Raw genomic sequence first — 16795 nt, 5'->3', positions numbered from 1 at the left:
CAGTCGCGAACCCGTGTTACTCTCCCGGACCCGCGAGGTGCCACCATCTCCGTATGAGTGACGACGGCGTGCGCTACGCCCGCAACGGCGACGTGCGCCTGGCGTACCGGATCTTCGGCGAATCCGGTCCGACGCTCATCTGGGTGCCGGGGTGGGTGGTCGGCAACGTCGACACCATCGACGAACCCGACAGTCCCTACCTGCGCGCCATCGAACTGACGTCGCAGCAGATGCGCCTGGTCGTGTGGGACCGGCGCGGCAGCGGCATCTCCGATCCTGCGACACACTTGCTGTCGCTGAACGAACGCGTCGAGGATCTCGCCGCGATAGTCGAAGCGGTGGGCATCGAGCGGGTCAGCCTGTTCGGTACCAGCGAAGGCGGCGCGGTGAGCATCCTGTACACCGCCACCCACCCCGATCGGGTCAGCCGGCTCGGATTGTTCGGCAGCGCCGCCCGTTTTTCCCAGGATCCGCCCGACTATCCGTGGGGGTTCTCCCCCGCCGAGGTGCAATCCCAGCTCGACGAAGTCGAAAGAGACTGGGGCCGAGGCGCATTGGCCGAGATTTTCTACGGGACGGCTGCCGAGGTCTCCGGTGTCCGGCAACTGTTCGGCAAGCTACAACGTTCGGTGTCCAGTCCTTCGATGGCCAAGCTTTGGTGGCAGGCGTTCATGGAGACCGACGTACGTGCCGTTCTCGGCGCCGTGCAGGTGCCGACCCTTGTTCTGGCTCGTCACGGTGATCGCTTGGTGCCGGTGGAATCCGCGGCGGCACTCGCCGCCGGCATACCCAACGCCCGTTTCGACCTGTTGTCGCCGGGCCCGCACACCCCCTTCGACGTCCTCGATGAGCTGGGTGCAGCGGCCAACGAGTTCTTTACGGAGACCTCAGGCGCTCCGGCCGACGAGCGGGTCCTCAAGACGGTGCTGTTCACCGACATCGTCAGTTCGACGGAGAAACTCAGCGCGGTGGGCGACGCGGCATGGCGCCACCAGCTCAACAGCCACGACAGCGTGGTGGACAGCCTGCTCGCGCGCTACGGCGGAACACGCGTCAGCCACACCGGCGACGGAATTTTCGCGTTGTTCGATGCGCCGACGAAGGCGGCTCGCTGCGCGCTGCAGTTGGTGCCCGCCCTCGCCGCCCGCAATATCCCGATCCGCGCCGGCATCCATATCGGTGAGTGCGAGCGGCGAGGCGAGGAGTGGAGCGGCCTGGCGGTTCACATCGGCGCCCGCATCGGAGCGATGGCCGGGTCCGGTGAGGTGCTCGCCAGCCGCACCGTCCGCGATCTGTCGGCGGGCTCGGGGCTGCTGTTCGAAAGCCTTGGCGCACACCAGCTCAAGGGACTGCCGGAGCCTGTCGACGTCTACCGGGTGGAGACGCGTTAGCGACGTCAGCCGGGCAGCACCAGCACCGGCACCGGGCTGTGGCGAATGATCTTGCCGCTGCGGACGCCGAGGAACACTCGCCGGATATCGCCGCCCGGCGACGTGCCCAGCGTCAGGATCTCGCCGTCGACCCAGTCCGCGCTGTGCAGCGCCTCGACCCAGCTGCGCGCGGTAACCACCTGCAGTGCAACGTCTTTGCCCACGACGCCGTCGGCCTTCAGCGACTCCAGCACGTCGCGCGCCTGCACCGCCCACGCCTCGAGGATGCTGTCCTCGGCGTCCAGTCCCACATCGGGTGGATACATCGTCCGGCCCCGGACGGCGAAGGTCATCACCCGCAGCGGTACTCCCATCCGCTCGGCGTACGCCGCGCACTGGCGCACCACGCTCACCGCCTGCGGGATCGCGGAGTAGGCGCATGTCAGGCGGGTCAATCTGCCTGTCGTCGAGTGGTATCCGGGCGAGCTGATCGCCACCGGCACCGGCGAGGAGTGCAGCAGCCAGTCGGCGGTGGTACCGACCACCATCTGCACGCGCCGCACGCTCGGCAGCGAGCCGAGCACCAGCATCTCCGCGTCCACCTCCTCGGCCACTTCGAGCAATCCCGTCGATACCGAGCGGTGTGCACACTGCCGGTAGTTGACCTTGAGCCCCTCGGTCAACGGGGACAGAAAGGCCCGGGCTTCATTGGCGGAGTTCTCGGCGAGATGCTCGGCCCAGTGCTCGTATTCGGCGTCGACGCGGGCCAGCGACGGCGTGGGCCAGCCCTTGGGCACGATGGTCGCCACCGTCAGCGACGTCTGCAGTGTCCGGGCGATGCCGACCGCCAGGTACAGCCCCGAAAGGCCTACCTTGTCGGCCCGGTATCCGACGACGACGCTCACGGCGGGTTCTCATTCAAGGCGCTGTGATGCCGGCCCCACACGAAGTAGTAGATCAGCGTTACCGCGATCCAGCCGCTGAACGCCAGCCAGGTATACCAGTGCAGGCTTGCCAGGATGTACCCGCAGGCCAGCACCGAAAGCAGCGGTGTCACAGGATATCCCGGCACCCGGAAGGCACGCGGCAGATCGGGTTCGCGCACGCGCAGGATGATCACGCCCAGGGACACCACGATGAACGCCGTCAAGGTACCGATGGACACCATGTCCGCCAGCTTGTCCAGCGGCACGAACGCCGCGAGCAGTCCCGCGGCGACCGCGACGATGACGGTGTTGTTCACCGGGGTCATGGTCGTCGGATTCACCGTCGCGAACCGGGCGGGTAACAAGCCGTCGCGGCCCATCGCGAACAGGATGCGGGTCATGCCGTACATGGTGACCAGCGTGACGGTGAAGATCGAGATGACCGCGCCTGCGGCCAGCACCGTGCCGGCCCATCGACTGTGCGTGACGTTGTCGAGAATGGTGGCCAGCCCGGCATTCTCCTGGGCACCGAAGTCCCGCCACGGCTGAGTGCCGAGCGCGGACAGCGCGACCAGCAGGTAGACGCCGGTGACCACGACCAGCGCCGAGATCAATGCGCGCGGCATGGTCTTCTGCGGGTCCTTCACCTCGTCACCCGCGGTCGAGACGGCGTCCAGGCCGATGTAGGAGAAGAAGATGGTGCCAGCCGCCGTGCCGATGCCGGCGACACCGAACGGCGCGAAGTTCTTGAGGTGGTCGTCGTTGAAGGCGGTGAAGGCGATCACCGCGAACAGACCTAGCACGCCGAGCTTGATCAGCACCATGATCGTGTTCACCTTGGCCGATTCGCTGGCGCCACGGATCAACAACAGCGCGCACAAGACGATCAGGATGACCGCCGGCAGGTTGACCCAACCGTGCGAGACACCCGGTGGCGTCTTGTCCCATGGTGCCGCCGACAAGGCGTGTGGCAGTTCGACTCCCAGCAGGTTGTGCAGCAGCTTGTTGAGGTAACCACTCCATCCGACGGCCACCGCCGCGGTGGCCACTCCGTATTCCAGCAGCAGGCACGCCGCCACGACCATGGCCACCGCCTCGCCCAGGGTGGTGTAGGCGTACGAGTATGACGAGCCGGAAACCGGCACGGCGGAGGCCAATTCGGCGTAGCAGATCGCGGCCAGCCCGGCCGCGATGCCGGCCACCAGAAAGGAGACGAGCACGCCGGGCCCGGCCTCGGGCACCGCTTGGGACAGCACGAAGAAGATTCCGGTGCCGACGGTCGACCCCACGCCGAAGAGGGTGAGCTGGAAGGTGCCGAAGCTGCGTTTGAGCTCAGAAGCGGCCCCCTGTGCGACGGGCGCACCACCTACCGGGCGGCGGCGCAGCATCTGTTCCCGCAGGGGGATCGAAGTAGTCGGCAACTGCGCCTCCCATCGCTGTGTCAGCTAAGTATGGGCCTCCCGCAGCACGGCGGCGAACTGCCCCACCAGCCAGTCGATCTCCGAGGCGGTGATCACCAGCGGCGGAGCGAACCGCAGCGTCCAGTCGTGGGTGTCCTTGACCAGCACTCCGCGATCGGCCAGCCGCAGGCTGATCTGCTTACCGGAACCCAGCTCCGGGTCAATATCGACACCAGCCCACAACCCGAAGCCGCGCACCGCCGTCACGCCATGACCGACCAGCGCACTCAACCCCTCGTGCAGGTGCGCACCCAGTCTGGCCGAGCGGTACTGGAAATCGCCGCGTGCCAGCATGTCCACCACGGTGGTGCCGATCGCAGCCGCCAGCGGGTTGCCCCCGAACGTCGAGCCGTGTTCACCGGGATTGAGCACGCCGAGGACGTCCCGGTCGGCGACCACCGCCGACAGCGGGACGACGCCCCCGCCCAGCGCCTTGCCGAGCAGGTAGACGTCGGGCACCACGCCCCACCGGTCGCAGGCGAAGGTGTAACCGGTACGCGCCAATCCCGATTGGATCTCGTCGGCGATCATCAGCACGTTGTGCTCGCTGCACAGCGCACGCACCGCGGGCAGGTAGTCGTCCGGTGGCACGATGATGCCCGCCTCGCCCTGGATCGGCTCGAGTAGCACCGCGACCGTGTGCTCGTCGATCGCCCGGGCCAGGGCGGCCGCGTCGCCGAACGGCACGGAGCGGAATCCGGGGGTGAACGGGCCGAATCCGCCACGTGCCACCGGATCCGAGGAGAAGCTGACGATGCTGATCGTGCGTCCGTGGAAGTTGTTGTCCGCCACGATAATGTTGGCTTTGCCGGCCGGGACGCCCTTGACATCGGTGCCCCATTTGCGGGCGACCTTCAGGCCGCTCTCGACCGCCTCGGCGCCCGAATTCATCGGCAACACCATGTCCTTTTCGCACAACTCGGCCAGGGCCGCGCAGAAGGGACCGAGGCGGTCGGAGTGGAAGGCGCGGCTGACCAGCGTGACCGTATCGAGCTGGGCGTGGGCCGTCGCGATGATCTCGGGGTGGCGATGGCCGAAGTTGACCGCCGAGTAGGCGGCCAGACAGTCCAGGTAGCGACGGCCGTCCACATCGGTGATCCAGGCCCCTTCGGCGCTGGCAGCCACCACCGGCAACGGTGAATAGTTGTGCGCTGCATGCCTTTCCACCAGCGCGATGGCCGTGTCGGTCGACTCCGCCAGAATGGTCATGAGTGCACCTCCAATGTGCAGCACTTCACCGAGCCGCCGCCCTTGAGCAGTTCGGACAGGTCGACGCCGATCGGCTCGAAGCCGTACGCCCGTAGCTGTTGCGCGAATCCCGTTGCTGCGGAGGGCAGTACAACGTGGTAGCCGTCGGAGACGGCGTTGAGCCCGAAGAGGTATGCGTCGGGGGTGCCGACGGTGATGGCCTCGGGGAACAACGCCCGCAACTGGGTCTGAGCCGATTCGCTGAACGCCGGCGGGTAGTACGCGATGGTGTGCTCGTCGAGCACGGCCAGCGCGGTATCGAGATGGTAGAAGCGCGGATCCACCAGTTCGAGCGACACCACCGGCATTCGCAGCGCAGCGGCGATCTCGGCGTGCGCGCGAGGGTCGGTGCGAAACCCGTAGCCTGCCAGCACCATATCGCCGACCAGCAGCAGATCACCCTGGCCTTCGTTGACGTGACGGGTGGACACGGGCCGGTAGCCGATCGAGGCCATCCAGTTCGCGTAGGCCCGGGACTCGTCGGCACGCTCGGCGAACCGGAACCTGGCCACGACGGCGACCTCCTGGGCGACGAAACCGCCGTTGGCGGCGTACACCATGTCCGGCAGGCCTGCCACGGGCTCGACCACATCGACCCGGTGGCCCAGCCGAACATAGGTTTGGCGCAGCCGTTCCCACTGGGCCGTGGCGCGCCCGACGTCGACCGGCGTACTGGTGTCCATCCACGGGTTGATCGCGTATTCGACGGCGAAGAAGGTCGGCGGTGTCATCGCATAATGCCGGGCGGTCGGAGTGCGGTCGCGCCCCGTGACGTGCCGGGCCCCCGGCGCGAATCGGGCGTCCACATAGTTGTCCGTCATAAATATCAACGCTATGGGGCCGCTATGGCGCAAGCAAACGAACTACATTGCGCACTTACCGTTGATTTATTGCGCTAGGCTTCGCACAGTGACGATCTGTTGCGCACACGACTGACGGAGGTGTGGTATGGACCGACTCGACGACACGGACGAGCGCATCCTGGTCGAACTGGCCGAGCATGCCCGGGCCACCTTCGCCGAGATCAGTCAGAAAGTGAACCTCTCCGCACCGGCGGTCAAGCGCCGCGTCGACCGGATGCTCGACAGCGGGGTGATCCGGGGCTTCACCACCGTCGTCGACCACAACGCGCTCGGCTGGAACACCGAGGCCTATGTCCAGGTGTTCTGCCACGGCCGGATTGCGCCGGAGAAGTTGCGCGAGGCGTGGGTGGACATCCCCGAGGTGGTCAGCGCAGCCACCGTCACCGGCACATCCGACGCGATCCTGCACGTACTAGCCCGGGACATGCGGCACCTGGAGACCGCGCTGGAACGCATCAGATCCAGCGCCGACATCGAGCGCAGTGAAAGCATCGTGGTGCTCTCGAATCTGATCGACCGGATGCGGCCGTGAATGACTAGTGCGCGGAAAGGATCGTCTGAATCGCCACACCCGCGCCGCAGACCAGCGCGGCGGTCGTGATCGTCAGCCAGTCCGCCAGCTTGGGCCGCCGCGGGTGGGCCGACAACTGACCGGTGCCGCCGCGCGCGGTGATGGCATCGCCCATCTCGTCAGCGCGGCGCAGCGTCACGGTGATGGTGGCCGCGAGGAGGTCTATGACCTCCATCCGGCGTTGCTGGCGCTTCTCTCTGCGACTGCGCGGCACCGGTTTCGGCCGCAGCCGCCGCGCCGCGTACAACACCTGGAACTCGTCGATCAACATGGGGAAGGCGCGCAACGCCAACGCCAGTGCCACCGCCCACTCGTCGATCGGCAGCCGCAGCAGCCGCAGCGGCCGGCCCAAAGTGGCCACCGCAGGCCCGATTTCGGCGACGTTGGTGGTGTAGGACACCAGTCCGCCCAGTGCCAGCAGCACCAGTGTCAGCGCGGTGATCCGCAGAAAATTCAGGAAACCGCCGAGTCCTAGCTCAAGCCCGGATACCGAGACCAGCGGATCACCGCCGGCCAGCGCCGCGGTGAAACCACCGATGAAGATCACGATCCACAGCCAGCGGGGTATCGACGGCAGCGCACCGCGCGGGATACGGGCGATCCAGATCGCCGCCAGCACCAGGGCCGCGGCGCACCCGATGGTCACCCAACCCGGGTAGAACGCCAGCAGCACCGAAATGCCGAATACCACCAACAGTTTCGTCCCGGCCCACAGTTCGTGGATGGGCGAGGAGCCGGGAATGGGAACCAGCAACACCACCGGGCGACCGGGTCGGCGGTTCTCTCGCTGCCGCGGATGAGACGTCGTCGTCACGCCACGCCCCCCGGTCGTACGCCGGACGTTGAGGCCGGCTGCAAAGCACCGTCACGCAGGTGCAGGGTGCGCGGACAGAGGCTTTCCATCCCGACGAGGTCGTGCGAGATGACCACCACCGTCAGACCCCGCTCCCGCCGCAGATCCTCCAGCAGGCGCAGGAGGCCGCGCTGACTTTCGGCGTCCAGGCCGGCCAGCGGCTCGTCCAGAATCAGGGCTTTCGGCTTGCAGGCGAGCAGCCCGGCCAGGACCACCCGGCGCATCTGGCCGCCACTGAGCTTGTCAATGCTGCGGCCGGCCAGCGCAGGGTCGAGTCCGACCACGCCGAGTGCCGAGATGACCCGGTCGCGGTCCTTGTGCGAAAAACCGGCCGCGGAAGCCACTTCCAAGTCGACGCGACTGCGCATCAACTGCAGCCGTGCCGCCTGGAACGACAGCGCCACCGCGCCCACCTGCTCGTCGGTGGGGCGGCCGTCGAGCAGGCAGACACCACTCGTCGGGGTCGTCAAACCCGCCATCACCCACGCCAGCGTCGACTTGCCCGAGCCGTTGCCTCCGTGGATGAGCACGCCGTCACCCCGCTCCACGACGAAGTTGATGTCGCGCAACGCCGTCTTGGCCCACGGGGTTCCGATGCCGTATTCGTGCCCGACACCCACGAGTTCGAGCGTCGACCCGCTGCGTGTTCCGCCCACTCCCACGGTCGGCAGCTGCGCGTCTCCGGCGGGCTGCACCATCCCGGAGTTGTCCGGGGAATCACTGAGTTTGATTGTCCGGTCGGCAGATTCGGCCTCGTTGTTGTAGTGCGTGATGTGCACCAACGCCGTCTTGTGCCGTTTCGTCAGGCCGGACAACACATTCAGCAGGCCCTCGCGGCCCTGCTGGTCCACCATGGTGGTGACCTCGTCGGCAATCAGCATGGCGGGCTCGCGGGCCAGCGCGGCCGCGAGCGCCAGGCGCTGCAGTTCACCGCCGGAAAGGCTGCCCGTGTCGCGCTCGGCCAGATCTTCCAGTCCCACCTCGCGCAGCAACTTCTCGACGTCGGTCGTGGTCCCCGGCGGCAGCCCCCAGACCACGTCGTCGGCGACGCGGGTGCCGAGCACCTGACTCTCGGGATGTTGCAGGACGACGGCGGTGCCGCCGAGCTTGCCCAGCCCCACCGCCCCTGGCCGCTGCACCGTGCCCGACGTGGGCTCCCGGCCGGCCAGAATCAGCATCAGCGTGGTCTTGCCGGAGCCATTGGCGCCGGTGATCGCGACGTGTTCGGCCTCGCCGATGTCCAGGCTGATCTCGCGCAGCGCGTCCTGGCCGGCTCCGGGGTAGCGGAATCGCACGTGGTCCAGCCGCACCGGGACCGGGCCGACGGTGGCGTCGGGGACATCGCCCTGCGGAGCGTCCAGCTTGTGCACGTCCGGGATGCCCCGCATCCGTTCCAGCAGGCGGGACAGCGCCCACCACCCGATCAGGGAGATGAAGACGACCCCGAGAGCCACCGCGCCGAGCAGGACCAGCTGCCAGTAGGGCAGAGCGCCGGCGTAGAGCTTCTTGAGCCAGAACCCGGCAGCCTGCAAGCCGACCCGGCCGAAGAACGAGGCCAGCCCGTTCACGTTCGCGCTGATCGCGTCGCGCATCAGGTGCCGCAGGCGCGTCAGCACCATCAATATCCCGACGTTGGCGGCGCCGAACACCAGGCCGGCAATCACCGAAGACACCACGACGGTGGGCGTGCCGCGTCCCCGCCGCTTGATGATTCCGGTGAGCCCTCCGATATAGGCGCTCTGGATGACGCCCATCAATCCCCCGCCGCCGGCGATGATGAAGGCGATGACGCTGGCCGCGACCGTCGCGGTGATCAGCACGCGCAGGCGATAACGGTAGGCCAGCAACCCGGTGGGCACGGTGCCGAGCAGCGCGAGCCCCGCGGCGAACGGCACCACGACGGAGATGATGGCGGTCACCGCGCACAGCGCAGCCATCACCGATGCTTGCGCCAGTTCACTCGGTCGCAGCGGTCCACCCCGAGCGCGCGAAGGGGGTGGCCCGGTCTCGCTCACTCGACCGATTCTGCCAGGTCCGCTCGTCGCAGGGTGACCAGCACACGGGCCGCCGGGCATTTGGGGTGACGCCTTTCACGATTGGTCTCGCATAGCAAAGCTATGCAACGATGGATGTATGACTTCGTCCGCCGCGGCAAAAGACGCTGACGTCGCGCACGGTCTGGGAGCCGACCTGTTGGCAGTGGTCGCGCGGTTGAACCGGCTGGCCACCCAGCGGATCCAGATGCCCTTGCCGTCGGCACAGGCCCGGCTGCTGGCAACCATCGAGGCCCAGGGGGAAGCCCGCATCGGCGACCTGGCCGCGGTGGACCACTGTTCCCAGCCGACGATGACGACTCAGGTGCGCCGGCTCGAGGATGCCGGGCTGGTGTCCCGGACCATCGACCCCGGCGACGCCCGCGCGGTCCGTATCAAGATCACCCCCAATGGTGTTCACACACTCAACGCGGTGCGCAGGGACCGGGCCGCCGCCATCGCACCGCAGCTGGCCCGTCTCGACCCCGGCGACCGTCAGGTGCTGACGGAAGCCGTCGAGGTGCTGCGGCGTCTGCTGGAAAACTCTGCTACCACACCGGGCCGCCACACACTCTGATCCGGTCATTGCGAGTGGAGGGACCGCCTCAGCGGGTAGACACTTGAGTCAGCACTCCACGATGAAAGGTGACGGCCATCCCTGACGTCTCCCCGTTGACCGTGTGGGTCGGATCGATGCGGTACGTCTTCGCGCCGGGCCGCGACGTGATCGTGGGGCACGGCGGACATTGCGACGTCCGACTGGACCCCGGCGGCCCCGACACACGACCCGTCCCCGATGTGGTGCTGCGCTTCGCCGGTACCCACTGGCTGGCCGTCGATCAGAGCCATCAAGGCTTGTTTCTGGATGGGGCGCGGATGTCGACCATCGATATCCGGGACGGTCAGACGATTGCGATCGGCGACCCGCAGCGCGGGCCGCGGCTGCGCTTCGAGGTCACAGCACCCGACGACGCCCCGCCCCCGACCACCGATCCGCTGGGAGTGAAAACTCCGCTGCCGCAACCTGTTCGGGCGCACGACGCCGAACCCGCTACCACCAGCATCCCCGCCGCACCGGCAGATCCACCCACCACCAGCATCCCCGCGCAGCCCGTCGCCGCACCGGCAGACCCACCTACCACCAGCATCCCGGCGCAACCCATCGGGGAACCCGCTACCACCAGCATCCCCGCCGCACCGGCGGACCCACCCACCACCAGCATCCCGGCGCAGCCCGTCGAAGAACCCGCGACGACCAGCATCCCGGCCCAGCCCGCCGCCGTATATGGCCCCGTCGAGCACTCCCCGCTGGAGCGACCCACCAGGCCATTCCGGTACGTGCCGGCGGACGAATCTGCCGCCCCGCCGGCACCGGACGACGCCCCGGCCACGGGCCCGGGCCTGCTCGAGCGGATGACCGAGGCGGGCCGGAAACTGCTGCCCGGCGACAACAGACCCGGCGAGCTCCCGCCCCAGACCAGCCGGTTGCCGCTGCTGCCGGGCGCGCGCACCATCGGCGTCGCCGGGTATCAGCTGGGACTTACTGTGGATGGCCGCGAGGTGCTGTCGAACGTGACGTTCACGGCGCCCCCGGGCTCCCTGATCGCCGTGGTCGGGCCGTCGGCGGCACGCAATTTCGCCTTGACCGGTCTGCTCGCCGGCAGCCGGCCGATGAGTTCGGGTCTGCTGACCGTCGACGGCCACGACGCGCACGCCGAGCCCGACATGATGCGCCTGCGCATCGGGGTAATTCCGCGCGACAACCGGGTGCACCCCCGGCTCACCGTGGAGCGCGCCCTCGCATATGCGGCCGAGCTGCGGCTGCCGCCGGACACCTCGCCGGAGAACCGTGACCGGGTCGTGCACCAGGTCCTCGACGAGCTCGAACTCACGCCGCATCGCACGACCCGGGTCGCCAAGTTGCCGCCCGAAGCGCGCCGGTGCGTGTCGCTGGCGGTCGAACTGCTGACCAGGCCGTCGCTGCTGGTGGTCGAGGGGCCGGGGACCGGGCTTGACCCGGTCCAGGAGAACCACGTGATGGCGCTGCTACGCCGCCAGGCCGACCTCGGCTGCGTGGTGGTGGTGTCCGGCACGTCGCCGGCATACCTCAACATGTGCGACCAGGTGCTGCTGCTCACGCCGGCGGGCCAGTTGGCGTTCGCCGGGCCGCCCTCGCACATCGACTCGGCGCTGGGCACCACCGACTGGCTGGAGATCTTCGGGCGAATCAGCGCGGACCCGCACGGCGCGCACCACGCCTTCCTGATCAGACAACAGGCTGCGGTCTCGCCGACGCCGCCGTCGATCGCCAGACCACAGCGGCTCGCACCCGTGCCCGGCGTCAAACGTCAGTTCCGGCTAGTGGCCCGTCGGCAGTTGCGGCTGCTGGCCGCCAGCCCCGTCTTTTCGCTGTTGTTGCTTGCGCTGCCGTTCGCCCTCGGCGCGCTGACGCTGCTGATCCCCGGGAATTCCGGGTTGAGCCGGTCCGGCCCGGCGTCGGCGAATGCGCACGAAGCGATCGAGATCCTGGCCGCGCTCAACTTCGCCGCGGTGCTCATGGGCACCGTACTGACGATCGGGAGCCTGGTCTCCGAACGCCGGATCTTCCGGCGGGAGCAGACGATCGGTCTGTCGGCATCGGCCTACCTGATGGCCAAACTCGCCGTCTTCGGCCTGATCGCCGCGGCGCAGGCTGCCGTCCTGACCGCCATCGTGATCGTCGGTAAAGGCGGGCCCAAGCATGGCGCGGCGCTGTTCGGCACTTCCCCACTGGCAGCGGGCATCGAGCTGTACGTCACCGTGGCGGCGACGGCCGTCGTGTCGGCGATCGTGGGGCTCGCGTTGTCCTCGCTGGGCAAGTCGATGGCCGAGGTGCTGCCCCTATTGATCCCGGCGTTGCTGGCCTCACTGTTGTTCGCGGGCGGACTCGTCTCGCTGGTGGGTACCTGGGGTTACGACCAGGTCTCCTGGTTCATTCCGGCCCAATGGGGCTTTGCGGCCGCCGCAGCCACCGTGGACTTGCGACGGATCGACAAGCTGGCCGATCACAACGCGATGTGGAGTCACTATTCGGGCTGGTGGGTGTTCGACATGCTCATGCTCGGACTGCTCGCCCTGGTGTGGCTCGGTTTCGTCCGCTACCGGTTGCGTCCGGCGGCCACGTCGCCACGCCGCGACAAGGCCTGACTGCCCGACGTAAACGGCGCGCGGTGCCCGCGCTGCACAGCACAACTGGTAACCCGCACGCCTGCAATTGGCACGTCCGGACGCAAGAATTTCGCAAACCAGCGCCGTTAATCTCCATCCCAACAGAGGTCAAGAGCCATTTGATGACCTGACAATGGCTCGAATGCACTGGCGCGCGAACCCCCTGTGGGGTGGTTCCCGCGCCTGCGTGCGCGAAGAAAGGAGGGCCGTCATGCGACTGGCCAGCACAACCAGGAAAGTCCTCGCGGCCTCAGCGCTGGCCGGGTCCGCGGTACTCACCGGCCTGGGTCTGGGTGTCGCCCACGCGGACACGACGCAGCCGCACCGGTGGTGCCCGGGCAACCCTAAGCAGATGCCCTATGTGACGAACCAGTTCGTCGACTGGGACTGGAGCGTCTGCCACACCTGGTATGCGACCAACTACGGGATGGGCAACCTGACCTCGCAGGGCATGCCGATCTCCATGTGGGACGGCGACAATCCGCCCATCGAGGCGATCACCATCAGGCAGTGCCCGCCGATCAGCTTCATGTGCCCCTAGTCGCACACGCCAGCCCCGCATTCCGCTTTGCCGCACGATAGCGTCGCCATAGTGCGCCAATTATCGGTGCGCTGGCCAATTCCCTTGTGCCGGAATCAGATCAAAATGCCCGGGTACCCTGCCCGACGGTGCTCGGCGTGGTCGTGGCTGACGGCAACGAACACGACGAAGCACGACATCACTGAAAGATTTCTGCGACACACTGTGTTCATAGGGCTGACCTGTTCCGGCAGAGCAGGCGACGGGCTACGGTCGGGTCATGGCATCCGACACCAAAAGCACTGCCGACTACATCCGCGACGCACTCGACGGGCGTTGGCGGGACGTGAAGAACGAGACGCGGGCCAAGCTCTCGCACGAGGCTTTCCGTCCGCACCACACCCCGAACACGGTCATCGCCCGCGCGAAGGTCGCCGAGCAGATGCAGATGATGGCGGCCGCCGGCGTGTCGGACGAAGGGTTCCGCAAGGAGCACGGCGGCACCGGTGACGTCGGAGCGGCGGTCACGATGATCGAGATGCTGGCCATGTCGGATCTTTCCCTGATGGTCAAGGCCGGTGTCCAGTGGGGCCTGTTCGGCGGCGCCGTGGAGAACCTGGGCACCGAACGCCACTCCTCTTATGTGCGGGACATCATCACCCTCGACCTGCTCGGCTGTTTCGCGATGACCGAGACCGGACACGGCAGCGACGTCCAGTCGCTGGAGACGACGGCCACCTACGACGCCGAAACCGAAGAGTTCGTCATCAACTCCCCCACCCCGACGTCGCGCAAGGACTACATCGGCGGCGCGGCCGAGACCGCAACCATCGCAGCGGTTTTCGCGCAACTGATCACCCACAAGGACGGCAAGCCGGTCAATCACGGCGTGCACTGCGTGCTGGTCCCGCTGCGTGACGCCGACGGTAACGACCTGCCGGGGGTCACCACCTCGGACTGCCACTACAAGGGCGGCCTGCCCGGCGTCGACAACGGCCGCATCATGTTCGACAACGTCCGGGTGCCGCGAGTCAACCTGCTCAACAAGTACGGCGAGGTCGAACCGGACGGCACCTACACCTCGCCGATCGACAACGCCAACCGGCGGTTCTTCACGATGATCGGCACGCTGATCCGGGGCCGGGTGACCGTGGGTGGCAGCGCCGGTAACGCGGCGCACGTCGCGCTGGACATCGCCACCCGTTATGCGTTGCAGCGCAGGCAATTCAGCGCGCCCGGCGATGACGACAACGAAGTGCTGATCATGGACTACCTGGTGCACCAGCGGCGGCTGTTCCCGCTGATCGCCCGGTCCTACGCGCTGCAGTTCGCCCAGAACGAGTTGGTGTCCAAATGCCACGACCTGCAGACCTCCGACGTAGTGGACGCCGAAGAACAGCGTGAGCTGGAGGCGCGTGCCGCCGGACTGAAGGCGGCCAACACCTGGCACGCGTCCCGGGCCATCCAGGAGGCCCGGGAGGCATGTGGCGGCGCAGGCTACATGGCCGAGAACCGGCTGATCGCCCTGCGGGCCGACACCGACGTGTTCACCACCTTCGAGGGTGACAACCATGTGCTGACCCAGCTGGTGGCCAAGGAACTGCTCACCGCCTACGCCGACGACATCAAGAGCATGAGCCCGGTCGAGTGGGTGCGTTTCGCGGCGAACACGGTGGGCGACCGGGTGAAGAAACGCACTGCGGCCGAAGCGATCATGCAGCGCATCGTCGACGCCAGACAGGACAACGAGGAAGAAGGCAGCCTGTTCAACCGCGGCACCCAGGTGCAGATGTTCGAAGACCGCGAGGACTACCTGCTGTCGTCGGTGGCGCGCCGCCTGCAAGGCAAATCCAAGGAGATGTCGGCCTTCGACGCTTTCAACACGGTGCAGGACCACGTGTTGCACGCCGCGAAGGCGCACATCGACACGGTGGTGCTGGAGGCCTTCGTCGCCGGCATCGAGTCATGCCCGGACCGGAAGGCGCGCGAGCTGCTGGGGGTGGTGTGCGACCTCTACGCGTTGTCGGTGATCGAAGAGGACAAGGCGTGGTTCATCGAGCACCGGTACCTGTCGACCGAGCGCGCCAAGGCGGTGACCCGGGGCATCAACGACCGGTGCCGGGTGCTGCGCCCGCACGCCCGGACGCTGGTCGACGGGTTCGGCATCCCTGAGCAGCTGCGCTACGCAGAGATGCTGCACCCGGAGAACCTCCCCGACTAAGCCTTGCTCACAACGAGTTCCGCCGACTGCACCACCGGGGTGACGGCGCGGCGGACGTAGGCCTGCCAGGTCAGCGCGGCGGCCGCGGCGTAGCCGCACATGAAGATCCAGAATGCCTCGGTGCCCGCACCGGTGCTCTGGTACGACGCCCGCAGCGCGAGGTCGATTCCGACCCCGCCGAGCGCGCCGACCGATGCCACGAACCCGATGACGACGCCGGAGATGATCCGCGACCATTCCCGGCGATCGGCTTCGGTGATGTCAAGCGAGCGACTGCAGGCCTCGAAGATCGTCGGGATCATTTTGTAGACCGATCCGTTGCCCAGCCCGGACAGCACGAAAAGGGCTATGAAGCAGGCGAAGTAGCCGGCCATGGCGGCGCCGCCGTGCTGGCGGTGCTGGTGGGCGCTGGCGACGATCAGTAGTCCCGCGGTGAACGTCATGCCGGTGAACACCATCAGCGTCAGGCGGCTGCCACCGATGCGGTCGGCCAGCCGGCCGCCGTAAACCCTTGCCACAGCTGCCAACAACGGCCCCAGGAAGGCGAGTTCGGCGGCGTGCAGGCTGGCTTGGGCGACGGTTTCCCCACCGGCCACGAAGTTGTTCTGCAGCACCTGGCCGAACGCGAAGGAGAATCCGATGAACGAGCCGAACGTGCCGAGGTAGAGCAGCGAGAGCAGCCACGTGTCGCGGGTGGCGAACATCGCCGCGATGATCGGCCGCAGCTTTTCCGGCTTGACGTGATGCTGCGCAACGGTATTCATCGATCGGGTCACCCCGATGCATGCGATCACCAGCGACACCGCATACAGCCCGCACACCAGGTAGGGCTTGCGGTCACCCGCGGTGGCGATCACCAGCAGCCCGACCAACTGGATCGCCGGTACCCCGAGATTGCCGACGCCGCCGGCCAATCCGAGGGCGGAGCCCTTGAGACGCTGCGGATAGAAGGCGTTGGCGTTGCTCATCGAGGCCGCGAAGTTGCCGCCGCCCAATCCGGTGAGCGCAGCGCAGATCAGGTACGGCCACAACGGCAGACCGGGATGCATCAGCAACACCATCGTGCCGACCACCGGGACGATCAATGCCGCCGACGAAATGATCGCCCACTTTCGCCCGCCCAGGACCGCAGTGGCCACCGAGTAGGGCATGCGCAGGCACGCACCGACCAGGGCCGCGGTAATGACCAGCAGCAGCTTGTCGCCCGTCGAGAATCCGTACACGTTCTGCGGCATGAACAGTTCCATCACCGGCCACAGCGTCCACACCGAGTAGCCCAGGTGAACGGTGACGACCGACCACAACAGGTTCCGTCGCGCGATGAGTTTGTTCCCGGCCTCCCAGGCCACCACATCCTCGGCGTCCCAGTGTGAGATGTGACGTGGGCCACGACGATTGGCCGCAACGACGTCACACGACTCCGCTCGCCGCGGCAGCGTCTGCAGGTCCATGACCCTCCTTCGTCTTTCGTGCACGATCTCTCGCACGGAAGACCAAGCGTGCCAGCGGAACCTGGGTCAAGC

Annotated in this window: 13 protein-coding genes; 6 read left to right on the top strand and 7 right to left on the bottom strand. The window is 67.4% G+C overall.

All coding sequences use genetic code 11. The features are described 5' to 3' along the window. Window positions 1-53 precede the first annotated feature (53 nt). Window positions 54-1391: an adenylate/guanylate cyclase domain-containing protein gene (locus QXK92_RS32255; protein WP_306248606.1), complete on the top strand. Its 1338-nt coding sequence runs from the start codon at window positions 54-56 to the stop codon at window positions 1389-1391. A 5-nt stretch (window positions 1392-1396) separates the two neighbouring features. On the opposite strand, the gene QXK92_RS32250 is transcribed toward QXK92_RS32255, so the two are convergent. Genes QXK92_RS32250 through ddaH form a run of 4 tightly spaced genes read right to left on the bottom strand, consistent with a single transcriptional unit; the run spans window position 1397 to window position 5825 of the window. Continuing rightward, window positions 1397-2275 (bottom strand): universal stress protein, encoded by an 879-nt coding sequence (locus QXK92_RS32250; protein WP_306248605.1) that lies wholly within the window; start codon window positions 2273-2275, stop codon window positions 1397-1399. Next, complete coding sequence (locus QXK92_RS32245; protein WP_306248602.1) at window positions 2272-3717, bottom strand: amino acid permease; 1446 nt, start codon at window positions 3715-3717, stop codon at window positions 2272-2274. Before QXK92_RS32245 ends, QXK92_RS32250 begins: the two co-directional genes overlap by 4 nt. A gap of 24 nt (window positions 3718-3741) precedes the next feature. Continuing rightward, complete coding sequence (rocD, locus tag QXK92_RS32240) at window positions 3742-4965, bottom strand: ornithine--oxo-acid transaminase (protein WP_306248601.1); 1224 nt, start codon at window positions 4963-4965, stop codon at window positions 3742-3744. Continuing rightward, window positions 4962-5825, bottom strand: coding sequence for a dimethylargininase (gene ddaH / locus QXK92_RS32235; RefSeq protein ID WP_306248599.1), 864 nt, complete (start codon window positions 5823-5825; stop codon window positions 4962-4964). Before ddaH ends, rocD begins: the two co-directional genes overlap by 4 nt. Before the next feature lie 127 nt (window positions 5826-5952). Between ddaH and QXK92_RS32230 the strand changes: the two genes are divergently transcribed. After that, a complete protein-coding gene (locus tag QXK92_RS32230) occupies window positions 5953-6399 on the top strand; it encodes an Lrp/AsnC family transcriptional regulator (RefSeq protein WP_306248597.1) in 447 nt (148 codons plus the stop codon). A 4-nt stretch (window positions 6400-6403) separates the two neighbouring features. Here QXK92_RS32230 and QXK92_RS32225 read toward each other — a convergent pair whose 3' ends face one another. Both QXK92_RS32225 and QXK92_RS32220 read right to left on the bottom strand, forming a co-directional pair. Next, window positions 6404-7252 carry an energy-coupling factor transporter transmembrane protein EcfT gene (locus QXK92_RS32225; protein ID WP_306248595.1) on the bottom strand — a complete coding sequence of 283 codons (849 nt, stop codon included), beginning with the start codon at window positions 7250-7252 and terminating at the stop codon, window positions 6404-6406. Then, window positions 7249-9306 carry an ATP-binding cassette domain-containing protein gene (locus QXK92_RS32220; RefSeq protein ID WP_371934633.1) on the bottom strand — a complete coding sequence of 686 codons (2058 nt, stop codon included), beginning with the start codon at window positions 9304-9306 and terminating at the stop codon, window positions 7249-7251. The genes QXK92_RS32225 and QXK92_RS32220 overlap by 4 nt, the downstream gene beginning before the upstream one ends. 118 nt (window positions 9307-9424) lie before the next feature. Between QXK92_RS32220 and QXK92_RS32215 the strand changes: the two genes are divergently transcribed. The 4 genes from QXK92_RS32215 (at window position 9425) to QXK92_RS32200 (ending at window position 15272) form a co-directional block, all read left to right on the top strand. Next, window positions 9425-9901: a MarR family winged helix-turn-helix transcriptional regulator gene (locus tag QXK92_RS32215; protein WP_306248591.1), complete on the top strand. Its 477-nt coding sequence runs from the start codon at window positions 9425-9427 to the stop codon at window positions 9899-9901. A gap of 68 nt (window positions 9902-9969) precedes the next feature. Beyond that, window positions 9970-12510 carry an ABC transporter permease gene (locus QXK92_RS32210; protein WP_306248589.1) on the top strand — a complete coding sequence of 847 codons (2541 nt, stop codon included), beginning with the start codon at window positions 9970-9972 and terminating at the stop codon, window positions 12508-12510. Window positions 12511-12742: 232 nt separating this feature from the next. Next, window positions 12743-13072, top strand: coding sequence for a hypothetical protein (locus tag QXK92_RS32205; RefSeq protein ID WP_306248587.1), 330 nt, complete (start codon window positions 12743-12745; stop codon window positions 13070-13072). 259 nt (window positions 13073-13331) lie between these two features. Then, window positions 13332-15272 carry an acyl-CoA dehydrogenase gene (locus QXK92_RS32200; protein WP_306248585.1) on the top strand — a complete coding sequence of 647 codons (1941 nt, stop codon included), beginning with the start codon at window positions 13332-13334 and terminating at the stop codon, window positions 15270-15272. Here QXK92_RS32200 and QXK92_RS32195 read toward each other — a convergent pair. Further along, on the bottom strand, window positions 15269-16723 hold the full coding sequence (locus tag QXK92_RS32195; RefSeq protein ID WP_306248583.1) for a NarK/NasA family nitrate transporter: 1455 nt from the start codon (window positions 16721-16723) through the stop codon (window positions 15269-15271). The two genes, QXK92_RS32200 and QXK92_RS32195, sit on opposite strands and share 4 nt — an antisense overlap. Between the last annotated feature and the right edge of the window lie 72 nt (window positions 16724-16795).

It is taken from the genome of Mycobacterium sp. TY815 (assembly GCF_030755135.1).
Lineage (GTDB): Bacteria > Actinomycetota > Actinomycetes > Mycobacteriales > Mycobacteriaceae > Mycobacterium.
This window is presented reverse-complemented; position numbering and strand designations above follow the sequence as displayed.

Excerpts from the sequence above, each read along its gene's own strand:
- QXK92_RS32200 (WP_306248585.1), top strand. The coding sequence starts at position 13,332 with ATGGCATCCGACACCAAAAGCACTGCCGACTACATCCGCGACGCACTC.
- QXK92_RS32215 (WP_306248591.1), top strand. The coding sequence starts at position 9,425 with ATGACTTCGTCCGCCGCGGCAAAAGACGCTGACGTCGCGCACGGTCTG.
- rocD (WP_306248601.1), bottom strand. The coding sequence starts at position 4,965 with ATGACCATTCTGGCGGAGTCGACCGACACGGCCATCGCGCTGGTGGAA.
- QXK92_RS32230 (WP_306248597.1), top strand. The coding sequence starts at position 5,953 with ATGGACCGACTCGACGACACGGACGAGCGCATCCTGGTCGAACTGGCC.
- QXK92_RS32255 (WP_306248606.1), top strand. The coding sequence starts at position 54 with ATGAGTGACGACGGCGTGCGCTACGCCCGCAACGGCGACGTGCGCCTG.
- QXK92_RS32195 (WP_306248583.1), bottom strand. The coding sequence starts at position 16,723 with ATGGACCTGCAGACGCTGCCGCGGCGAGCGGAGTCGTGTGACGTCGTT.
- ddaH (WP_306248599.1), bottom strand. The coding sequence starts at position 5,825 with ATGACGGACAACTATGTGGACGCCCGATTCGCGCCGGGGGCCCGGCAC.
- QXK92_RS32205 (WP_306248587.1), top strand. The coding sequence starts at position 12,743 with ATGCGACTGGCCAGCACAACCAGGAAAGTCCTCGCGGCCTCAGCGCTG.